This window comes from Streptomyces beigongshangae, assembly GCF_019710745.1.
GTDB lineage: Bacteria > Actinomycetota > Actinomycetes > Streptomycetales > Streptomycetaceae > Streptomyces > Streptomyces beigongshangae.
Genome location: NZ_JAHKJW010000017.1, coordinates 21196 through 42850, shown reverse-complemented (window position 1 = coordinate 42850; position 21655 = coordinate 21196). Strand labels below are relative to the sequence as shown.

20 protein-coding genes are annotated in these 21655 nt (G+C 72.1%); 4 read left to right on the top strand and 16 right to left on the bottom strand.

Features of this window, described 5'->3' with window-relative positions:
* Positions 1-102 precede the first annotated feature (102 nt).
* Positions 103-3423, top strand: coding sequence for a S8 family serine peptidase (locus tag KM933_RS15415; protein WP_221352449.1), 3321 nt, complete (start codon positions 103-105; stop codon positions 3421-3423).
* 103 nt (positions 3424-3526) lie between these two features.
* Here the strand turns inward: KM933_RS15415 and KM933_RS15410 are convergent, their stop codons facing one another.
* From KM933_RS15410 to KM933_RS15380, 7 genes are all read right to left on the bottom strand, one after another.
* Positions 3527-3907 carry a hypothetical protein gene (locus tag KM933_RS15410; RefSeq protein ID WP_221352447.1) on the bottom strand — a complete coding sequence of 127 codons (381 nt, stop codon included), beginning with the start codon at positions 3905-3907 and terminating at the stop codon, positions 3527-3529.
* A 2-nt stretch (positions 3908-3909) separates the two neighbouring features.
* A complete protein-coding gene (locus tag KM933_RS15405) occupies positions 3910-4434 on the bottom strand; it encodes a hypothetical protein (RefSeq protein WP_221352445.1) in 525 nt (174 codons plus the stop codon).
* 53 nt (positions 4435-4487) lie between these two features.
* Complete coding sequence (locus KM933_RS15400) at positions 4488-5216, bottom strand: hypothetical protein (protein WP_221352443.1); 729 nt, start codon at positions 5214-5216, stop codon at positions 4488-4490.
* 155 nt (positions 5217-5371) lie between these two features.
* Positions 5372-6133 carry a hypothetical protein gene (locus KM933_RS15395; RefSeq protein WP_221352441.1) on the bottom strand — a complete coding sequence of 254 codons (762 nt, stop codon included), beginning with the start codon at positions 6131-6133 and terminating at the stop codon, positions 5372-5374.
* A complete protein-coding gene (locus KM933_RS15390) occupies positions 6130-6666 on the bottom strand; it encodes an RNA polymerase sigma factor (RefSeq protein WP_221352439.1) in 537 nt (178 codons plus the stop codon). The genes KM933_RS15395 and KM933_RS15390 overlap by 4 nt, the downstream gene beginning before the upstream one ends.
* Before the next feature lie 126 nt (positions 6667-6792).
* Entirely contained in the window at positions 6793-7575 is a 783-nt protein-coding gene (locus KM933_RS15385) for a hypothetical protein (RefSeq protein ID WP_221352437.1), read from the bottom strand.
* Position 7576: 1 nt separating this feature from the next.
* Complete coding sequence (locus KM933_RS15380; protein WP_221352435.1) at positions 7577-8143, bottom strand: RNA polymerase sigma factor; 567 nt, start codon at positions 8141-8143, stop codon at positions 7577-7579.
* Between the two features lie 224 nt (positions 8144-8367).
* Between KM933_RS15380 and KM933_RS15375 the strand changes: the two genes are divergently transcribed.
* Complete coding sequence (locus KM933_RS15375) at positions 8368-9405, top strand: aspartate-semialdehyde dehydrogenase (RefSeq protein WP_221352433.1); 1038 nt, start codon at positions 8368-8370, stop codon at positions 9403-9405.
* 115 nt (positions 9406-9520) lie between these two features.
* Here the strand turns inward: KM933_RS15375 and KM933_RS15370 are convergent, their stop codons facing one another.
* A complete protein-coding gene (locus KM933_RS15370; protein WP_221352431.1) occupies positions 9521-10390 on the bottom strand; it encodes an SCO4651 family lipoprotein in 870 nt (289 codons plus the stop codon).
* A gap of 73 nt (positions 10391-10463) precedes the next feature.
* Positions 10464-11075, bottom strand: a complete 612-nt coding sequence (locus KM933_RS15365; RefSeq protein ID WP_221352429.1) for a DUF1203 domain-containing protein — start codon at positions 11073-11075, stop codon at positions 10464-10466.
* Between the two features lie 112 nt (positions 11076-11187).
* Between KM933_RS15365 and pepN the strand changes: the two genes are divergently transcribed.
* On the top strand, positions 11188-13788 hold the full coding sequence (gene pepN / locus KM933_RS15360) for an aminopeptidase N (protein ID WP_221352427.1): 2601 nt from the start codon (positions 11188-11190) through the stop codon (positions 13786-13788).
* Between the two features lie 99 nt (positions 13789-13887).
* On the opposite strand, the gene KM933_RS15355 is transcribed toward pepN, so the two are convergent.
* From KM933_RS15355 to KM933_RS15330, 5 genes are all read right to left on the bottom strand, one after another.
* Entirely contained in the window at positions 13888-15462 is a 1575-nt protein-coding gene (locus KM933_RS15355) for an FAD-dependent monooxygenase (protein WP_221352426.1), read from the bottom strand.
* Between the two features lie 120 nt (positions 15463-15582).
* The gene (locus tag KM933_RS15350; RefSeq protein ID WP_221352424.1) at positions 15583-15882 is read right to left on the bottom strand and encodes a hypothetical protein; all 300 of its coding nucleotides are present in this window, start codon (positions 15880-15882) and stop codon (positions 15583-15585) included.
* A 74-nt stretch (positions 15883-15956) separates the two neighbouring features.
* Positions 15957-18269, bottom strand: a complete 2313-nt coding sequence (gene malQ, locus KM933_RS15345) for a 4-alpha-glucanotransferase (protein WP_260333590.1) — start codon at positions 18267-18269, stop codon at positions 15957-15959.
* Positions 18269-18535 (bottom strand): hypothetical protein, encoded by a 267-nt coding sequence (locus tag KM933_RS15335; RefSeq protein ID WP_221352422.1) that lies wholly within the window; start codon positions 18533-18535, stop codon positions 18269-18271. The genes malQ and KM933_RS15335 overlap by 1 nt, the downstream gene beginning before the upstream one ends.
* Positions 18536-18708: 173 nt before the next feature.
* A complete protein-coding gene (locus KM933_RS15330; protein WP_221352421.1) occupies positions 18709-19245 on the bottom strand; it encodes an HNH endonuclease in 537 nt (178 codons plus the stop codon).
* Between the two features lie 283 nt (positions 19246-19528).
* On the opposite strand from KM933_RS15330, the gene KM933_RS15325 reads away from it, so the two are divergent.
* Complete coding sequence (locus tag KM933_RS15325; protein ID WP_221352419.1) at positions 19529-20626, top strand: mechanosensitive ion channel family protein; 1098 nt, start codon at positions 19529-19531, stop codon at positions 20624-20626.
* A gap of 141 nt (positions 20627-20767) precedes the next feature.
* Here KM933_RS15325 and KM933_RS15320 read toward each other — a convergent pair whose 3' ends face one another.
* Positions 20768-21130: a hypothetical protein gene (locus KM933_RS15320; protein ID WP_221352417.1), complete on the bottom strand. Its 363-nt coding sequence runs from the start codon at positions 21128-21130 to the stop codon at positions 20768-20770.
* The gene (locus KM933_RS15315) at positions 21127-21576 is read right to left on the bottom strand and encodes an ATP-binding protein (RefSeq protein WP_260333589.1); all 450 of its coding nucleotides are present in this window, start codon (positions 21574-21576) and stop codon (positions 21127-21129) included. The genes KM933_RS15320 and KM933_RS15315 overlap by 4 nt, the downstream gene beginning before the upstream one ends.
* Between the last annotated feature and the right edge of the window lie 79 nt (positions 21577-21655).

Here is a 21655-nt window from a genome sequence, read left to right as displayed (position 1 = left end):
CACCTCGTGGGTAAAGCTGAGCGGCCATCCGGGTTCACATACCGGACTGACGCGATCGATCCGATCACGAACGGACTTTTCCTTTACCTCCAAAGGATGCTGATGACCCCCAACCCTCAGCGCGCTCCGATCACCGGCGCGAGACGGGCGGCCCGCCTGGCCGTCGCCGCCGGCCTCGTGGCCGCGCTCTCCGCGGCCGGGCCGATACCCATGGCCCTGGCCGCGGACGACCCGGGCGCCCCCGCCGCCGACGCGCCGGTCAAGTCCGCGCGCGGCAAGCTCGGTTCGGCCGACGCCGACCTCCTCGCCGAGGCGCAGGCGGCCGGCGACAAGAACGTCACGATGATGATCGCCACCGCCCCGGGGCAGACCGAGCAGGTCGCCGGGCAGCTGGACGCGGTCAAGGGCGGCTCCGTGGGCCGCACCCACGACAAGCTCGGCTACGTCCGCGCCACCGTGCCGACCGCCCGGGCCGAGGCGGCCATCGCGGCGGCCGCCAAACTCTCCTCCGTGCACGGCATCGACCTGCGCCAGGAGATCGCGCTGGACGACCCGACCCCGTCCGCCGACCGGGCCAAGGGTGCCGAGAAGGCTCCGACCGCCGGCGCGTACCCCGCGCCCGGGAAGAACACGCCGGCGAAGAACCCGTACAACCCGTCCTTCGAGACGGGCGCCGTCGACTTCGTGGAGGACAACCCGAAGGCGGACGGCCGCGGCGTCACCATCGGCATCCTCGACTCCGGTGTCGACGTGGCGCACCCCGCGCTGCAAAGGACCACGACCGGCGAGCGCAAGATCGTCGACTGGGTGACGGCCACCGACCCGCTGATCGACAGCGACGCGACCTGGCAGCCCATGACCAACGCCCGCTCGGGCCCGGTCTTCACCTACGACGGCGAGAGCTGGCGGGCCCCGGCCGGGGACTACGCGGTCAGCCGCTTCCGCGAGTCCGCGTCCACCGGCGGCGACGCCAACGGCGACCTGAACCGCGACGGCGACACCACCGACAGCTGGGGCGTCCTCTACGACGCCGCGGCCGGGACCGCCCGCGTCGACCTGAACGACGACAACGACTTCACGGACGACACCCCGATGAAGCCGTACAAGGATGGCTACCAGATCGGCTACTTCGGCACCGACGACCCGGCGACGGCCGTCGCCGAGCGCGTGCCGTTCGTCGTGGAGATCCGCAAGGACGTCCCGATGGACCCGCTCGGCGGCAGCTGGGTCGGCAAGAAGTCCGACTTCGTCAACATCGGCATCATCGAGTCCGAGCACGGCACGCACGTCGCGGGCATCACCGCCGCCAGCAAGCTGTTCGGCGGGAAGATGAACGGCGCGGCACCCGGCGCCAAGCTCGTCTCCTCGCGCGCCTGCACCTGGACCGGCGGCTGCACGAACGTCGCGCTCACCGAGGGCATGATCGACCTCGTCGCCGACCGCGGCGTCGACATCGTGAACATGTCGATCGGCGGCCTGCCCGCGCTCAACGACGGCAACAACGCGCGCGCCGAGCTCTACACGCGCCTCATCGACACCTACGGTGTGCAGCTGGTCATCTCGGCCGGCAACTCCGGCCCCGGCGCCAACACCATCGGCGACCCCGGTCTGGCCGACAAGGTCATCTCGGTCGGCGCGTCCGCCTCCAGGGAGACCTGGGCCGCCAACTACGGCTCGGCCGTGGCGAAGAAGTACGCGATGATGCCCTTCTCCTCGCGCGGCCCGCGCGAGGACGGCGGCTTCACGCCCACGCTGACCGCGCCCGGCGCGGCGATCAACACCACGCAGACCTGGTTCCCCGGCGGCCCGGTCGCCGAGGCGGGCTACTCCCTGCCGCCCGGCTACTCGATGCTCCAGGGCACCTCGATGGCGTCCCCGCAGGCGGCGGGCGCGTCCGCGCTGCTCCTGAGCGCCGCGAAGCAGAAGCGCATCGACCTGACGCCCGCGAAGCTGCGCACCGCGCTGACCTCGACCGCCGACCACATCAGCGGTACGCAGGCGTACGAGGAGGGTGCGGGCCTCATCGACATCCAGGACGCCTGGAAGTCGATCCGCCGCGGCGCCACCGCCCACGAGTACACGGTGAAGGCCCCGGTCGACACCGCGGTCGACTTCGCGCTCAAGACCCCGGGCTTCGGCACCGGCCTCTACGACCGCGAGGGCGGCCTGAAGGCCGGCCAGAAGAAGACGTACGACGTCACCGTGACCCGGACGACCGGCGCGGACCGCGCGGTCCGGCACGAACTGCGGCTGGAGAACAACCGGGACAGGACGTTCCGGATCGTCGGCGAGGACGAGGTCTCGCTGCCGCTGAACAAGCCGGTGACGGTGAAGGTCGAGGCCAGGCCCACGAGCGCCGGGCTGAGCAGCGCCATCCTGGAGGTCGACGACCCGCGCACCGAGGGCGTCGACAAGCAGGTCCTCACCACCGTGGTGGTCGCCGCCCCGCTGGCCGCCGCGCAGAAGTACGCCTTCTCCGCGTCCGGCACGGTCCAGCGCAACTCCAGCAAGTCGTACTTCGTGACCGTCCCCGAGGGCGCCGAGAACCTCCAGGTCTCCATCGGCGGGCTGAAGGCCGGCAGCCAGACCCGGTTCATCGCCATCCACCCGTACGGCGTCCCGGTCGACAGCACCTCGACCCCGAACTGCTACAACAACTACCTCGACGGCAACGGCTGCCGCCCCGACCTGCGCTCCTACAGCGAGCCGCAGCCGGGCGTCTGGGAGATCGAGGTCGAGTCCCGCCGTACGTCGCCGGTGCTCGACAACCCGTACAGGCTGGACGCCGAGGTGCTCGGCGTGACCTTCGACCCGGACGTCGTGACCGTTCCCGAGGCCGAGGTCGGCACTCCGGTCGCCGCCTCCTGGAAGGTGACGAACAGGTTCGCGGCGATCGACGGCAGGCTGGTGGGCGGCCCGCTCGGCTCCTCGAAGTCGGCGCGGCCCGCCATCACGGAGGGCGTGACGCAGACCACGACCGTCCAGGTGCCCGCGGGCGCCGCGTCGCTGGACGTCGTCATCGGCAACGTCTCCGACCCGGCAGCCGATCTCGACCTGGCCGTGGTCGACGCGGCAGGCAAGGTGGTGGGCAGTTCCGCCGACGGCGACTCGGAGGAGGCGGTCTCCGTCGCCTCGCCCGCCGCCGGTACGTACACGGTCCAGGTCATCGGCTACTCGGTGCCGTCCGGCTCCACCTCGTACGACTACCAGGACGTGTTCTTCTCCGCCGCGCTCGGCAGCATCAGCGTCGACTCGGCACCGGTGAAGCTCGGGGCGGGCGGCTCCGCGACGGTGTCCGGATCGGTCACCGTCGCGGCCGCGGCGCCCGCGGGCCGGGAATTCTTCGGCCAGGTCCAGCTGGTGAACGCGCGCGGTACGGCCGCGGGCATCGGCAGTGTGCGGATCGGCAAGGTCACGCCGTAGTAGCAAGTGGTACCCGTACGACAGGCCAGGGGCGGGCGTCCTTCCGGATGCCCGCCCCCGGCCTCTTGCGCGCGTCCGGCCGGGTGGGCCGACCGGACAGGTTCTAACCGGATGCCCGGATGCCGCCGATGTTGACGTCCGCGCACACCCGCTCGATGAACTCACCGACCGCGTAACTGGACTTGCGGGCTGCTTCCTCGTGTTCCGGCTCGGGGTGCTCGTACCAGGCGAGCAGCCGGTCGAAGTCGTTCGAGACCTTCCCGGGGAGGCCGTCGTTGAGGTCCTCGATGATGTGCTTCCGTTCGTGCGCCGACAGCTCCTCGGTCCGCTGAAGATCCAGTGGAGCCGCTGTGCGGCAGAACGCCGCGCTCCGCGCCGAGTCCTTGAACCCGTCGACCTCCGACTCGCCGAGGACGTGGAATCCGGTGGCGCCCAGCGCGAGCACCGCCGCGGTCACCGAGGCGACCAGAAGCGTCTTCCGCATGATCAGGTCCCCGCCTTGATCGCGTTGAGGTCGTGCTGGTCGTAGTGGGTGGGCCAGATGTTCACCCGCATACAGGAGTTGTTGTCGCTGTCGTTGGACCCCTTGCGGTGCCCCAGATCAGCGGTGTGGCCGAACTCGTGGCAGCCGAGGCTGCGCCACTGCGATGCGCTCAGCGACCACTTGGTGTTGAGCCGGACCCGGATGATGTCGCAGGAGGTCCACAGGGCATTCCAGTTCGTGCAGTCCGTACGCCCGTACCAGCCGGTGTCACCGTAGTTCTTGTCGTAGACCTCGATGTCCCCGCCTCCCCACGAGGTGGTGATGACACTGCGTTCGAGTTCGGCCTTGCCGTGATTCATCGCCTTGGTACCGTTGGCGGTCAGGCTGAAGCCCTTGACGGCCTGGTTCCTGTTGTCGGGGTCGGTGGCGCTGTCGTCGTGGTCGGCCCGGGCCGCGGAAGGAATCGCCAGGGTGAGCGCGGCCGCCACGGTGAGGGCGGTGGTCAGCCGGGGAAGGACTCTCGGCACGTCGGTTCGCTTTCTGTCAGGACGGACGGTGCGGAAGACGGTGCGCGGGGCCATCAGCCGGTGGCCGAGGCGCTGGGCTCCGAGCCGTCGTCGACATTGTCACCGGGGTAGGGTTCCTCGCCGCCGTCCTCGGGCGCGGGTGCGGTCTGGGAGGCGCTGGGGGCCGTCGGCGGTTCCGTGACGGTCTCGAGTTGGTCGCTGTTTTCCGGCAGCAGCAGGTACTTGATCCGCTGGCCGAATTCCAGCGAATCCATTCCGTCGACGGCAACGGCCAGTTCCGAATCGGGATCCGCCGACAGTTCGAGGAACCCGTCGCCGGTCTCCAGCATCCGGCCCTGGGTATTGATGAGCCGGTAGCGGTCGTCGGCGTCCTGGCTCCTGGTGAGGAAGTAGTACCCCTTGTCCCCCACCTCGCTCCAGGCGACGTTCTCCACCTGATAGCCGGCGCCCGTGTCGTCCCAGCCCCACTCCTCGACGACGAGGGTGGCCGGAAGCAGGGTCTTCTTGTACTTCGTCTCGATGGAGAGGGTCACGTCCCTGGCCTGAGTGGCACCGCCGTCGTCCTCCTCGCCGCCGACGGTCCGTCCGGGCCGGACGTCCGTGACCGTCGCCTTGACGATGTACGGCGTCGTTCCGATCAGTTGCTCCAGGCTCTTGAACACCCGGGTCTCACGCCCGTGCACGATCCGCTCGGCCTGCGCGTCGAGACGCGCGCCGTCTGCGGACCCCTCCCCGGAGACGCTCCACGCGCCGGCCCCGATGACCGCGCTCGCGGCGGCCACGGCGACGGCGGTTCTCCAGGAAACCCTCGTTCTCCTCGTCCTCACAGCACATCCCCCCTACGACGGTATGTGGCATGCACCTGCCACAAAGATCACGCAGGAGAAAAGTAAAGGGGCGGTGACGGGAATGCAACGAATTTGATCAGGAGCGCGTGTCACTCGACGGGGCAGCCGAGACCTTCCGCACCCGGCAGGGCCCTCTTGACCCACTCGCGCCCCCAGGCCAGGGCGTCACCCGGGTCCTTCCCGGTCCCGCCGGGGCCGGCGTCCGCGGGATCGCCCTCCCGGAAGGTCTCGGGCCCCTCGGCCGCGAACCGGGAGACCACGACCAGCATCCGCACGCCCGTCCTGTAGTACGTCCTCGTCTCCGCCCCTTCCGTGGTGAAGCTCAGCCGGGGCTTCCCGCTCTCCGGCTTGTAGTGGCGGTCCACATCGAGTACGACCCTGAACTTCTCGTCGCCGGTCAGCTGTTCGACACGAACCACCGTGCCCTCGGCCACCGCAGTCGAACAGGCGACGACCCCCTCCGGGGTGAGCTTGGCGTCGCCGCCGCCATCGTCCGCGGCACCGTTGTGGGCGATGAGATAGGCGGCGGTGCCCCCCAGGACGACGGCCGCGGAAGCCGCCAGCGCGAGCAGGCCCTTGTGCGGGCGGGAGGAGCGACGGACAGCCGTCCGCGGTTCCCGTGAGTCCGCGTGCGACCCCTCCCGCGACACCTGCGGGTCCGGTGCCACCGCGGCCGCCTTCCGGGCCAGGCCGTCCCCGATCCACCGCAGTTGCTCCCGCACCACGGCCATGTCCCGTTCCGCGGCCGCGTGCTGTTCGGCGCCGTCCGGTCCGGGCGGCGAGGGCTCTCCCAGCAGGACCGCCATCATCTGCTCGTCGTTCACCGGCTGCTCGTGCTCGTGCACCGTCACGCCACCTCTTCCACTCGCAGCCGCTCACGCATCAGGTTCGCCGCCGCGTACAACCTGCTCTTGACCGTTCCCAACGGGATCCCCAGCTGCTCGGCGATCTGAGGCACCGAGAGATCCACGTAGTAGCGCAGGACGAGCAGTTGCCGCTGCGCGGCGGGCAGTGCGTCGAGACCCTCGGCGACCGCGAGGGCCAGCACCCTCTCCTCGGGGCCGCCCTGGACCTGGGCGTCCGGAGCGCTCAACAGGGAGAGCCGTTCGCTGACCCGCTCCTGCCGATGCTTCGTCCGGTGCCAGTCGACCGCGAGGTTCGACGCCACCACCGCCGCCCACGCACCGATGTCACGTGGAGGTTCCTCACGACGCGCCCGGCGCTCCAGCAGGCGTAGCCGGACCTGCTGCAATCCGTCCTGGAGATCGTCCTGGGGTACCCCGCCGAGCGCCAGGACCGCACGGACCCGGTCCGCCTGGACCGCGTCGAGCGGATCTTCGGCGAGCGGATCCGCTTCGGCACGCGGGGATCTTCTCGTCGGCACCGGTGCTCTCCCCCCATCGTGTTTCTCCTATGACGCAGAAGCATCACGGATCGTTCGACAGGGCCGCCGGCGGTGATTCGACCGGGCTGCCGACGAGGGGACGGCGCAGGCCGTGCGCCGACAGCGTCATCGCCCGGTGCACCTCAGCCCGTCCGCCTCCGGCAGTGCCTTGAGGATCCACGCGCGGTCGTAGGCGATTTCCCTCTCGCCCGTGGTCAAGATGTCGGGGGTGGCAGCGCCGCCCGAGATCACGACCAGGGCCTGGTCGCCTCTGCGGAGCGGAGGGTGGGCGTCCATGGCCATCGGGAAGGTGATCTCGCCCTTGCCCTCCTCCGGCTTGTAGTAGCGGTCCACGTCGACGGTGACCAGGTCCTGCCGGGTACCGGGGGCCCCTTCGACACGGACGACGGTACCCTCGACGACGATCCGGGCGCAGGCGATCCGGATGGGGCCGTTCCGTGCCCCGCCCGCCTTCTCGCTGTCCGTGGCACCGCCGTCGGCATCCTGCTTGGAACTGCTTGCGTCGGAGGAGGACACTCCGTCCCCGCCGCCCCGCGCCACCAGCCACGACATCCCCACCACCACGCCGGCCAGAGCCGTCGCGATCATGGTGCCGACCGCGAAGGCCCGTCGTGCGCGGGGCCTTCGGGAGCCTTTCCCGGGAGTACCGTCCGGCCGGCCGGCCGAACGCCTCGGTGCCGGATCACCGGGCGGCGCCTCCGGCTCCGCGAGGGCGGCGCCGATCATCTTCAGCTGCTCCCGCAGCACCGCCACGTCGGCCAGCGCTGCCCGGTGGTCCGCCGCGAACTCCTCGTCCTCCAGGGCACCGTCCGGCAGTGGCTCGTCCGTGATCGCGGCCCTCAGCGCGTCCGCGGCCGCATCGCCGGTACCGCTCTCGTGGTCGGCCATGTCACACCACCTCGTCCTCGTGCAGGCGGGTGCGCAGTGCGCGGACCGCCGCGTGCAGCCTGCTCTTGACCGTGCCCTCCGGGATGCCGAGCTCCTCGGCGATACCACGGACGGGCAGGTCGGCGTAGAAGCGCAGCACGAGGATCTGCCGCTGGGCGTCGGGCAGCTCGTCCAGGCCCCGGGCCACGGCGAGGGACAGCACCTTCGTGTCCTCACCCGAGTCGTCCACGGCGTGCGCCGCGGGCCGCAGCGAGGCCAGGCGCTCGCCGATCCGCTCCTGCCGGCGCCTGGCCCGGTGCCAGTCCACGGCCAGGTTGGAGGCGACGACCGCCGCCCACGCCGACACGTCACGCGGCGCCCCGGCCCCGCTCGCCGCCCGTTCCAGCAGCCGCAGGCGGACCTGCTGCACCCCGTCCGGCAGGTCCGCCTGCGGCACCCCGCCGAGCGCGAGCACGGCCCGCACCCGGCGCTCCTGGACCGCGTCCAGGGGGTCGTCGAGCGGCCCCCCGGCCGTCTCCCCGGTCGCCGCCCCGTCCTCCTGGACGCGGCGGGCTCTTCTGCGCAGCACAGCCACCCCTCCCCTCGCCGCGTTTCCTCTAGGACGCGGGGGGCGCGCGAAACGTTCGACCGGCTTCGGCTCCGGCTCCGGCTCCGGCTCCGGCGGAGGCGTGCGTCACACCGTCCCACTCCGCGGGCAAAGGATTGGACACCTGGGCCCGGGTGGGACGCATGATGGAAACGCCGGCCCGAAACGGACGGGCAAACGGTGATGAACAGGCAGAAGGAGTCGCTGTGAAGGTAGGAATCGTCGGGGCCACCGGTCAGGTCGGCACGGTCATGCTGAGGATCCTCGCCGAGCGCGACTTCCCGGTGGAGACCCTGCGCCTGTTCGCCTCGGCCCGTTCGGCCGGTTCGACGATCGACTTCAAGGGCGAGCCGGTCACCGTGGAGGACGCCTCCGCGGCCGACTACTCCGGCCTCGACATCGTGCTGTTCTCCGCGGGCGGTGCCACGTCCAGGGCCCTCGCCGGGAAGGTCGCCGCCCAGGGCGCGGTCGTGATCGACAACTCCTCGGCCTGGCGCAGGGACCCCGAGGTCCCGCTGGTCGTCTCCGAGGTCAACCCGCACGCCGTGGCGGACCGGCCCAAGGGGATCATCGCCAACCCGAACTGCACGACGATGGCCGCGATGCCCGTGCTGAAGCCGCTCCACGAGGAGGCGGGCCTCGAAGCCCTCGTCGTCGCCACCTACCAGGCCGTCTCCGGCTCCGGTCTCTCCGGGGTGGCCGAGCTGCACGGGCAGGCGCAGAAGGTCGTCGCCGAGGCGGACAGGCTGACCCACGACGGTTCGGCGGTCGACTTCCCCGAGCCGGGCGTCTACGAGCGCCCCATCGCCTTCAACGTCCTGCCGCTGGCGGGCTCGATCGTCGACGACGGCTCGTACGAGACCGACGAGGAGCAGAAGCTCCGCAACGAGTCCCGCAAGATCCTGGAGATCCCGGGCCTCAAGGTCTCCGGCACCTGTGTCCGCGTCCCGGTGTTCTCGGGCCACTCGCTCCAGGTGAACGCCCGGTTCGCGCGCCCGCTGGGCGTGGAGCGCGCCACCGAGCTGCTGGCCGGGGCTCCGGGGGTCGCCCTCTCGGACATCCCGACCCCGCTGCAGGCCGCGGGCCAGGACCCGTCCTTCGTGGGCCGCATCCGCGCCGACGAGACCGTGGAGCACGGTCTCGCGTTCTTCGTCTCCGGCGACAACCTGCGCAAGGGCGCGGCGCTGAACGCGGTGCAGATCGCGGAGCTGGTGGCGGCCGAGCTGAGCGCCGCCGCGGTCTGAGCCGGACGACCCGCGTGCGGAGAACCGGCCTGCGGTTCTCCGCACGCGGGTCGTGCGGTGTGCCGGGTGCGGGCCGGCGGGGGTTGCTCGCGCAGTTCCCCGCGCCCCTGGAAACTCAGGCCGTGCCCTGGGCCTTCGAGGCGTCGGCGAGCTTCTTCGTCACGTCCGCCGTGTCGGCGGCGGCCGGGGCCTCGACGTCCGCCTCGGTGCCGAAGTCGGTGAACTTGAGCGTCGTGGCGCTGGTGACCGTCTGGCCCTTCTGGCCCTCACCCGTCTGGGGGCGCAGCGTGAGCTTGATGGTCTGCTGGCGCAGCCGGCCCTCGTCGTCGAGCCACATCTCCAGCGGCAGCGTCGAGGTGCCCAGCTGCTTCTCCAGCTGGTCGGCCTTGGCCTGGTCGCCCTTGGCCAGGTCCTTCACGGCGACCTTGACGCGGTAGTGCGTGGTGCGGGTCCCGTCGATCGTCTCCGTGCCGACCTTCGTGACGTCGCGGTCGGTCACACCCTTGGTGTACCCGAAGGACTCGGCCGGGTCGTTGACCTGCCCGTTCGAGCCGTTCAGCTTGGCGGGGTCGATCTTCATCCACGTCTTGCCCTCGGGCAGGTCGAGCTGGGCGCGCTGCTCGGCGGGCGCCTTCTGGTAGACGACGCCGTCCAGGACCCGCTGCTCGATCTTCTGGCCCTGGGTCGTCATCGTCATGGTGCTGTTGCCGTCCTCCAGGTCCATCACCCCCGTACCGCGCACCGTCGCCGTCCTGCCCGCGGCGGTCGCCTCGGAGACGAGGCTCATCCTCGCCGTGTCGGCCGCGATCGTCTTCTGGTGGGCGGCCAGCACCACCTGGGACTCGGACGCGCCCTTGGTCGAGGACGCCGACTTCGCCCCGTCCTTCGACTTCGCGTCGCCGCCGTCACCGCCGTCGGAACAGCCGGCCACCCCCGCGGTGAGCACCAGGACGGTCGCGACTCCCAGGACACGCTTCGCTGCCATAAGGACTTTCCCCCACAACTCGGTTCATAGTCGGTTTACTTGACTCGAACCCAGGTGCCCCGTGCTTTACGTGTCACTCCCCCCTGCCCACATCGGGGCCGGTTTCGTACGGTGCCCCTCCCGGTCGGGGACGGCGCACCTCGTAGAGGAAGCAGCCGTACTCGACGGCTCTGACGTGCACCAGTGCCACCTCGGGAGCGGCGAAGGCGTCCGTGAGGGCCGCGTCGACCACCTCATCGATCTCCTTGGCGGTCTCCTTGCGGATCGTCTCGTCAACCGCCCCGTCGATCGTCCTGTCGGCCGTCTCGGGGATCTTCAGGAGGTGTCCGCCGAGGATGTGGCCGTCGGCCGAGTAGCGGCGCAGGACGCGCAGGACGCCCGGCCGGACGAAGGGGTACCCGGTGGCGGCCGTGCCGGGGCCCCGGCACTCCCCGGCGTGCAGGAAGACCGGTCCCTGCTCGTCGTACGCGCCGGGCCGCGCCCCCGTCTCCGCCGCCCAGCGGCGCAGCGGCGCGTACGACACGAGGACGACGCGCTCCCCCGGCCTGCTGCGCCGCAGACAGCAGCGGAGCGGGGCCCCGCCCTCCGTGTCCTCCACGGCGGTGCGAGGGCGGCCCGCGTCGTCCCTGTCGCGGAGTTCCTTCGAGACCCGGGGTCCGACGGCCCGTGCATGATGGCTGGTCATGGCTCCAGCCTGGCGCCGGTGCCGGGCCCGACACCGGCGACAAACGGACATCGCACTCCCGCAGCCACCGTGGAAGGATGTCGCAATCCACACATGACGAGGAGATGACCGCGTGCCTGGCACAAACCTGACCCGTGAAGAGGCGCAGCAGCGGGCGAAGCTGCTCACCGTTGACTCGTACGAGATCGATCTCGACCTCTCCGGCGCGCAGGGCGAGGGGGGCACCTACCGGTCCGTGACCACGGTGCGCTTCGACTCGGCCGAGACCGGCGCCGAGTCCTTCATCGACCTGGTGGCCCCGGCCGTCCACGAGGTCGTCCTCAACGGCGACCCGCTCGATCCCGCCGAGGTCTTCGCGGACTCGCGGATCGCCCTCCCCGGCATCCTGGAGGGCCGCAACGTCCTGCGGGTCGTGGCCGACTGCGCGTACACCAACACCGGTGAGGGGCTGCACCGGTTCGTCGACCCGGTCGACCAGCAGGCGTACCTCTACACGCAGTTCGAGGTGCCGGACGCCCGCCGGGTCTTCGCGAGCTTCGAGCAGCCCGACCTCAAGGCGACCTTCCGGTTCACCGTGAAGGCGCCCCACGGCTGGACCGTCATCTCCAACTCGCCGACACCGGAGCCCGAGGACGACGTCTGGAAGTTCGCGCCGACGCCGCGGATCTCCACGTACATCACGGCGCTGATCGCCGGCCCGTACCACTCGGTGCACAGCGTGTACGAGAAGGACGGGCAGAGCGTGCCGCTGGGCATCTACTGCCGGCCCTCGCTCGCCGGGTTCCTCGACTCGGACGCGATCTTCGAGGTCACTCGGCAGGGCTTCGACTGGTTCCAGGAGAAGTTCGACTACGCGTACCCGTTCGAGAAGTACGACCAGCTCTTCGTACCGGAGTTCAACGCGGGCGCGATGGAGAACGCGGGCGCGGTGACCATCCGCGACCAGTACGTCTTCCGGTCGAAGGTGACCGACGCCGCGTACGAGGTGCGGGCGGAGACCATCCTGCACGAGCTGGCCCACATGTGGTTCGGCGACCTCGTGACCATGGAGTGGTGGAACGACCTGTGGCTCAACGAGTCCTTCGCGACCTACACCTCCATCGCCTGCCAGGCGTACGCCCCGGGCTCCCGCTGGCCGCACTCCTGGACCACCTTCGCCAACTCCATGAAGACGTGGGCGTACCGGCAGGACCAGCTGCCCTCCACGCACCCGATCATGGCCGAGATCAACGACCTCGACGACGTCCTCGTCAACTTCGACGGCATCACGTACGCCAAGGGCGCCAGCGTCCTCAAGCAGCTCGTGGCGTACGTCGGCGAGGACGAGTTCTTCCGGGGCGTACAGGCGTACTTCAAGGCGCACGCGTACGGCAACACGCGCCTGTCCGACCTGCTCGGCGCGCTGGAGGAGACCAGCGGACGCGACCTGGGCACCTGGTCGCAGAAGTGGCTCCGGACCGCGGGCATCAACATCCTGCGCCCGGAGATCGAGACGGACGCGGACGGCGTCATCACGTCCTTCGCCGTCCGCCAGGAGGCCCCGGCCCTGCCCGCGGGCGCGAAGGGCGAGCCCACGCTGCGCCCGCACCGCATCGCGATCGGCCTGTACGACCTCGACGACGCGGCGGGCGGCAGCGGCAAGCTGGTACGCGGTGACCGTTTCGAGCTGGACGTGGACGGCGAGCTGACCGAGGTGCCCGAGCTGGTGGGCAGGCGGCGCCCGGCCGTGGTCCTGCTCAACGACGACGACCTCAGCTACGCGAAGGTCCGCCTCGACGAGCGGTCCCTCGCCTTCGTCACCGGGCACCTCGGCGACTTCGAGGCATCCCTGCCCCGCGCCCTGTGCTGGGCCTCGGCCTGGGACATGACGCGCGACGCCGAGCTGGCCACCCGCGACTACCTCTCGCTCGTCCTGTCCGGCATCGGCAAGGAGTCGGACATCGGCGTCGTGCAGACGCTGCACCGGCAGGTGCGGACGGCGATCGAGCTGTACGCCGACCCGAACGCGCGCGAGGCGCTGCTGGCCCGCTGGACGGACGCCACGCTGGCCCACCTGCGGACCTCCGAGGCGGGCGGCGACCACCAGCTGGCCTGGGCGCGCGCCTTCGCGGCGACGGCCCGCACGCCCGAGCAGCTGGACCTCCTGGAGGGCCTGCTCGACGGCCGGGAGACCCTGGAGGGGCTGGCCGTCGACACCGAGCTGCGCTGGGCCTTCGTGCAGCGGCTCGCGGCGGTGGGGCGCTTCGACGAGGCCGAGATCGCGGGCGAGTACGAGCGGGACAGGACCGCCGCGGGCGAGCGCCACGCGGCGACCGCCCGGGCCGCCCGCCCGACCGAGGAGGCCAAGGCGGAGGCATGGGCGTCGGTCGTCGAGTCCGACAAGCTGCCGAACGCGATCCAGGAGGCCGTCATCGGCGGCTTCGTGCAGTTCGACCAGCGCGAACTGCTCGCCCCGTACACGGACCGGTACTTCGCGGCGGTCAAGGGCGTCTGGGACTCGCGCTCGCACGAGATGGCCCAGCAGGTCGTGGTCGGCCTCTACCCGTCGGTCCAGGTCGACGCGGACACCCTCGCGAAGACGGACGAGTGGCTGGCCGCGGCCGAGCCGACCCCGGCGCTGCGCCGGCTGATCTCCGAGTCCCGCTCCGGCGTGGAGCGCGCGCTGCGGGCGCAGGCGGCGGACACGGCGGCGGCTGCGGCCGAGCAGTCGTAACAGTCGTAGCGGCTGTAGCGGCCGTGGGGTGACGCGTACGCGAGGGGGCGCCCGGTGTTGCACCGGGCGCCCCCTTCTTGTGCTGCGCGCGCCGGGCGGTCAGCCGCGGCCGAGGGCCGCGGTCAGCGCGGCCTCCGTCTCCTCCGCGGACGCCGACTCCGCCGCCCAGGCCGCGTACCCGTCCGGCCGGACCAGCAGGCTCGTACGCCGGCCGCTCGCCCAGGACACCACGTCCAGCCGGTCCTTGAGGGCCCCGGCCGCGGCGGCCGCGGCGGGGTCGGCGGCCGTGCCGGCGGGGGTCACCAGGACGAACCGACCGTCCCGCAGCGTTTCGTACAGGCGGCCCTCGCGCAGGGCCAGGTCCGGGACGCGCCGGCCGGCCAGCGGGTGGGCGCCGCGCGGGGCCGGATACGCGTACCCGATGCCGGTGACCTGGCCGACCATGCGCCTGCGGGCCGGGCCGACACGGTTCAGGAACGTGGTGAGCAGGGCGCGGCCCGCGAGCGTCCAGGGGCGCTTGGCCATCGCGAGCCGCACGATGCCGCCGCTGCTGCGCAGGACGGACCTGCCGACGGGGTGCCGCTCGGACTCGTAGGTGTCCAGCAGACCGGCGGGGGCGTACCCGTGGAGCGTCGCCGCGAGCTTCCAGCCCAGGTTGGCGGCGTCCTGGAGGCCGGTGTTCATGCCCTGGCCGCCCGCCGGGGTGTGGACGTGCGCGGCGTCCCCGGCGAGGAGGACGCGGCCCACCCGGTACCGCGGGGCCTGCCGCTCGTCGCTGTGGAAGCGGGACATCCAGCGGGCGTCGTGCATACCGAAGTCACGGCCGAGCGCGAGCCGGGTGATCTCCCTGACCTCGTCGAGGCCGAGGGGTTCGCCGTCGGCGGCGTCGCGGCCCCGGTGCCAGCCGATCACCCGGTGGTAGCCGTCGCCGAACGGCGCGAGGAACGCGAACGCGTCCCCGACCGCGTTCACCGTCAGCAGCGTCCCGGGCTCCTCGGCGAGCCTGACGTCGGCGAGGACGACGGAGCGGATCACCGACCGCCCGGGGAACGGCAGCCCCAGCGACTCCCGCACGACGCTGCGCATCCCGTCCGCCCCGACGGCGTACGCGGCCCGCAGTTCCGCCGTCTTCCCGTCGGCCCCGCGGACCCGGAGGGTCACGCCGTCCGCGTCCTGCGCCAGGCCCGTCACCTCGGTCTCGTACGCGAACCGCACCCCCGCCTCCACCGCGCGCCGCTCCAGCGCCCTCTCCACCTCGTACTGCGGCAGCACGAGCAGGTGGCGGAAGCGGGAGGGGAGCGTGCCGAGGTCGACGGTCAGCCGGGCGAAGAGGAACAGCCGGTCGAGGGTGCGCCCCTTGGCCTCCAGCTCGTCGGCGAGCCCGCGGGCGTCGAGCTGCTCCAGCGTGCGGGCGTGCAGGACGAAGGCGCGGGAGAGGTTGCTGATGCCGCGCGGGCGCTTCTCGACGAGGGTGACGGGAACGCCGGCGGCCGCGAGGTCGCCGGCCAGCAGCAGTCCGGTGGGACCTGCACCGACGACGATGACGTCGCCCGGTGCGGTGGCGTTGCGGATCTTGCCGTCCATGGCTGCCTCCTGGTGCCGGTGGGTTCCGGTCGGGGCGGCGGCCTGCGGCGGGTGGCGAACAGCCGTGGACCGGCACCCGTTCGCCACCATAGGGCGAGGCCACCGGGCCCGGACACACCGAGGGCACCGTCCTCGTTCCCGTACGGCATCGGACGCGTACGGGAACGAGGACGGTGCCCTCGGCGAAGAACCCGGAAGGAGGGAGCGCGGTCAGGCGCCCGCGTGCACCTGGTCCTTGCCCTCCATCTTGCCCTGGCCCCTGCCTCCCGGCTTGAGCCTCGGCTGGCGGTCGCTCGAACCGTCGAGCACCCAGACCAGGCCCGCGATCAGCAGGAACAACCCGATCGGCGCCACGACGTAGAGGCCCAGCGTCTCGATGACGCTCAGCTTCTGCGCGGGGTCGTCGCCGTCGTCACGCGTCAGCGCGAGCGCGGGGGACGACATCATGAGCATCATCAGCGTCGTACCGGCAGCCAGGGCGCCGGCGCGCAGGGCGTTCTTCTTGTCCACGGTGCAAACGTAGCGAACCCCTCCCGCGGCCGCGCGCCCGGGGGTGCCGTACGGGCCTTCCGGCGTCCTGGGTCTCACTCGGTCACCCCGTCTCCGTCTCCGTCTCCGTCGGCGTCGGCGTCGGCGTCGGCGTCCGCGTCCGCGTCGGCTGCGTGGTTCTCGCGCACCACCTCGACGAGCGCGTGCAGCCGGGGCGAGGCGGCGAGTTCCTCCAGGGTGACGGGGCGTCCCTCGGCGTCCGCGACGGGCAGGCGCCAGTTCGGGTACTGGTCCCAGGTGCCCGGCAGGTTCTGCGGGCGGCGGTCGCCGACGGCGTCCGGGAGCCAGACGCCGACGAGCCGGGCCGGGGTGCGCAGCAGGAAGCGGTGCACGGCCTGGATCTCCGCCTCCTCCGAAGGCTCGCAGACCCCGCCCGCGGTGCCCTGGAGCAGCCCGAGCCGGGAGAGCAGCGCCAGCCACTCCCCCACGTCCGCGGCGGCCTCGGCCCGCTCCTCCTCCACCGGACGGGTCAGCAGGCCCAGCCGGTCGCGGAGTTCGACGTGGTCGCCGGTGAGCCGGGACGCGGTGGGCGGCAGGTCGTGGGTGGTGGCGGTGGCCAGGCAGTCCGCGCGCCAGCTCCCGGGGGGCAGCGGCAGCCCCGTACCGTCCCAGTCGCGTTCGAACCACAGGACGGAGGTGCCGAGCACCCCGTGTTCCTGGAGGGTCTCCCGGACGCCCGGCTCGACGGTGCCGAGGTCCTCGCCGATCACCAGGGCACCCGCGCGGGACGCCTCCAGGGCGAGGACCGCGAGCATGGCCTCGGCGTCGTAGCGGACGTAGGTGCCCTCGGTGGCCGGGCGGTCCTGCGGGATCCACCAGAGGCGGAACAGGCCCATGACGTGGTCGATGCGCAGGGCGCCCGCGTACCGGAAGAGGGCGCGCAGGAGGCGCCGGTACGGGGCGTAGCCGGACTCGGCCAGGCGGTCCGGGCGCCAGGGCGGCAGTCCCCACCCCTGGCCCTGGACGCTGAACGCGTCCGGGGGCGCGCCGACCGACATGCCGGCCGCGAAGTACTCCTGCTGCGCCCAGGCGTCCGCGCCGCCGGGGTGGACGCCGACGGCGAGGTCGTGCACGAGGCCCACGGGCATCCCGGCGTCGCGGGCGGCCTGCTGCGCGGCGGTGAGCTGGGCGTCCGTCAGCCAGGCGAGCCTGCTGTGGAAGTCGACGCGGTCCATCAGCTCGGCGCGGGCGCGGGCGGTCTCGGCGGAACGGGGGTCGCGCAGACCGGACGGCCACTGCGTCCAGTCAGGACCGTGCACCTCCGCGAGCGCGCAGTAGGTGGCGTGGTCCTCCAGCGCCTCGCCCTCCTGGGCGAGGAAGTCGCAGTAGGCGGCCCGGCGGCCGGGCCCGAGCGGCACGTTCCGGACGAGTTCGAGGGCCTCGCGCTTGAGGTCCCACACGGCGTCGCGGTCGATCAGGGCGTCCTTCTCCAGCACGGACTCGCGCTGCCTGCGGGCCCGTTCCAGGAGGGCGAGGAGCCGTTCGCGGTCCCCCTCGTCGACGTACGCGAACTCGGGGACGTCCTCGACCCTCAGGTACACGGGGTCGGGGTAGCGGCGCGAGGAGGGCCGGTACGGGGAGGGGTCGGTGGGCGCACCGGGCACGGCCGCGTGCATCGGGTTGACCTGTACGAAACCGGCGCCGAGCGCGCGTCCCGCCCAGGCCGTCAGCTCGGTGAGGTCCCCGAGGTCGCCCATGCCCCAGGAGCGGCGGGAGAGCAGCGAGTAGACCTGTACGAGCAGTCCGTACGCCCGTCCGGAGGGTGCGGGCAGCCGCTTCGGGGCGACGACCAGATGGGCGTGGGCGGTGCGTCCGTCGGGGGCGGTGGCCTCCAGCCGGTGCACCCCGAACGGCAGCCGCTCGACGGACGCGCGTTCGACGGACTCATGGGTCCCGCCCTGCTCGGTCCGCACGCGCAGCCGCGTCCCGGCGGGCAGCGCGGCGAGCGCGGAGGCGAGCGAGGAGTCCCCGAAGCCGACGGCGGGCTCGGCGGGTCCCGAATCGCCCTCACCGGCTCCCCCGCCTCCGGCGGCGGCGCCGGGACCGTGGTCGGCGGCCCGGCTGTCGGGGCCGGTACCGGCAGCGGGACCGGTATCGGTATCGATGTCCGTATCGGTATCGGTGTCCGTGTCGATCCAGCACACGACCGTCGGGGGCAGCAGGCGCTCCCGGAGCTGCTCCTCGCGCGCGGCGAGCGCGTCACGGACGGCGTCCGGGGTTCCCGCGGTGACCCCCAGCGCGGCGAGCGCGGCGACGACCGCCGCGTCCGAGGCGGGGACCGTACGGCCGGGGGACGGGCTGTAGGAGGTCGCGACGCCGTACAGCGCGGCGAGCCGGGAGAGCGACATCAGGCCCCCGCGGAGTCCGGGCCCGCGGCGGCACCCGTGGAAGTGGGCCCGCCCGTCGGGGGCGCGGCGTCGGAAAGAGGAGGTTCGCTGGTGAGCGGTGCGGCGTCGGGCAGCGGCGGCTCGCTGGTGAGCGGCGTCTCGGCACAGGAGCTCTCGGCGCCGGAGGCGCAGTGGAGCGAGTTGGGCTCGGGGTCCGCGGGCACGTCCGCCGCGCCCGCCGGAGGCGGGGAGAGGGCCTGGAGCAGAAGCTGTGCCGATGCGGCCACAGGGGCCTCCTTGACGATCGTGCGGGCGGGTCAGGCAGCCCCTACCCACCGGGCGGACCCGCAGACGCGAGAGCTCCGACAACGTGCGCCTGGTCACATTCTGTCCCCGGACGGGCGCCGCCACGCGCCCGGACCCCCCGGGACCGGACGAGGTACGACGAAGGCCCGGATCGTCAGGCGGAAATGCCGTCGATCCGGGCCATCGCGTCCTCCGCGCCGTACGGCTGCAGGTAGGGCAGCCAGCGTGGATCCCGGTGCCCGGTGCCGATGATGCGCCACGCGAGCCCGGTCGGCGGGGCCGGTTTGTGGCGCAGGCGCCAACCGATCTCACCCAGGTGGCGGTCGGCCTTGACGTGGTTGCAGCGGCGGCAGGACGCGACCACGTTGTCCCAGACGTGCCGGCCCCCGCGGCTGCGCGGGATGACGTGGTCGACGCTGGTTGCGACGCCACCGCAGTACATGCACCGGCCGCCGTCGCGGGCGAACAGCGCCCGGCGGGTCAGCGGGACGGGCCCCCGGTAGGGGACCCGCACGAACCTTTTCAGCCGGACCACGCTGGGCGCGGGGACAGTGACGGTCGCGCTGTGCATGAAGGCGCCGGATTCCTCAAGAGAAACGGCCTTGTTCTCAAGGACGAGGACGAGCGCGCGGCGGAGCGGTACGACGCCGAGGGGCTCGTACGACGCGTTGAGGACCAGGACATGCGGCACGGATGGCCTCCTTGTACGCCGGCGGCGCGTGGCTCGCGCCGGGACGATCCGTAGTCAGTCTCCCCTCCGGCCTGGTGGAAGCGCCACCATGTCCCGGTAACGGGCTGGGAGTGTTTTCGACCACACCCCCTTCATCCCCAGGTGAGCACCGTCTCTCCCTCGAACATTGCAACGATCCGCACACGGTGCCCCGTTAGTGTGGTGTTTCCGCCCGTCGGCACTTCACCCCCCTTCACCCGATGTCCTTGCCGCGGGCGGGCCGCTACGCCTGGAGGTACCTGCCGTGTTCTTGTCCGTCCTGTCGGCCGTCGATCCCACTGAGGAACCGACGCCGCCCACGCTCCAGGACGCCCAGGAAAGTGCGACCAACGCCGCCAGCTGGGTCGAGCAGAACTGGTCCACCTGGCTCAGCATCGGACTGCGGGTGCTGCTCATCGTGGTCATCGCCGTGGCGCTGAGAATCGCCGTCCGGCGGACCATCACGCAGTTCATCGACCGCATGAACCGTACGGCGCAGGCCGTGGACGGCACCGCGCTCGGCGGGCTGCTGGTCAACGTCGAGCGCCGCCGCCAGCGTTCCCAGGCCATCGGCTCGGTCCTGCGTTCGGTCGCGTCCTTCCTGATCGTGGGCACGGCCGCGCTGATGGTCCTCGGCACGTTCCAGATCAACCTGGCGCCGCTGCTGGCCTCCGCCGGTGTGGCGGGTGTGGCGATCGGTTTCGGTGCCCGCAACCTCGTGACGGACTTCCTCTCCGGCGTGTTCATGATCCTGGAGGACCAGTACGGCGTGGGCGACACGGTCGACGCGGGCGTGGCCTCCGGCGAGGTCATCGAGGTGGGCCTGCGGGTCACCAAGCTCCGGGGCGACAACGGCGAGATCTGGTACGTCCGCAACGGCGAGGTCAAGCGCATCGGCAACCTCTCCCAGGGCTGGGCCACGGCCGGTGTGGACGTCACGGTCCGCTCGGACGAGGACCTGGACCGGGTCCGCTCGGTCCTCTCCGAGGTGGGCGAGGCGATGAGCAGGGACGAGCCCTGGAACGAGCGCCTGTGGGGTCCGATAGAGGTGCTGGGCCTCGACAGCGTCCTGCTGGACTCGATGGTCGTCCGCGTCTCCGCCAAGACGATGCCGGGCAAGGCCCTGCCGGTGGAGCGCGAGCTGCGCTGGCGCATCAAGCTGGCCTTCGACCGGGCGGGCATCCGCATCGTGGGCCACCCCCCGCTCCAGCCGGACGGCGAACCGGCCGCCGCCGACCCGACGGCGGGCATGGCGGCCCCCTCGGCGTACGCCAACGCGTCGTCCCCGCAGTCGATGACGGCGTCCCCGATAGCGCCGACGGCGCCCGCGCCGGCGAACGTACCGTCGAATGTGACGAAGTAGCGGCGAGACCTTTTTCATACGCGCTCAGCCATGTGGGGCGGCCCCCGGAGTGTTTCCGGGGGCCGCCCCACGCGCGTCCACTCGTATGCGTACCGCGCCGACCGGACCCGTGCGTCGATCCCGTCGACCGGGCGACCGGTCTCACTGAGAACCGCCCTCGACCTCGCGGTGCGCCGCGCGCACGATGTCCCCGGCCTTCCGGACCGCCCGGTCGCGCACGGCGGGGTCCGGGCTGTCGATCGCCCGCTCGGCGGCGCGCAGACCGCGCGCGGTTGCGGGACGACGCTCGATCTCGACCACGACGCCCCATCGCAGGCAGAACATCCGGACCGGTACGACGCCGCCCTCGTCCCCCGCCCGGACGAACGCCTTTCGGAGGTCTTCGAGGAACTCGGGCAACCGGGACGGAACAACTTCGGTCACAGCCCGGCGCAGGGCTTGCCGCGTCAGCTCGGGCCGCGGCACGAGCGGGCCGCCCTCCCCGGCCGCGTACGGTCCCGTCATTCCTTCACGCCCGCGAGGTGACCGGCCCCCGCCGCGGTGAAAGTGAGCGCCCACTGCGCGTACACGGTCTTGCCGACGCCGCGCGGCTCGACACCCCACTGGTCGGCCAGGGCCGCGACGAGCAGTAATCCGCGCCCGAACTGGTCCGTGGCCCCCGCCGGACGCGGACACGGCAGCCGCTCGCCGCGCGGGTCGCTGACCTCGACGCGGAGTGCGGTGGCGGTGAGCGAGATCCGTACGCGGATCAGCCGGTCCCGGAGGCTGCCGTGCAGCAGGGCGTTGCCCATCAGCTCCGAGACGACCACCGCGACGTCCCCGGCGAGGGCGGGGTGCCCCCACTCGGCGACGAGCCGCGCGACCCTGCGGCGACCGAGCGTGACGCTGCGGGCGAGGGGGGGGGTGTAGTCGAGGGTGTCCTCGTGGAGGGGTTCGGATGTGTCGGACATGGTGGGGGGTTCGGTCATAGGACACGGGCCTCCTGTACGTCAGTCGACGCCGCCGGGTAGGCGACTGAGCACTGAACGT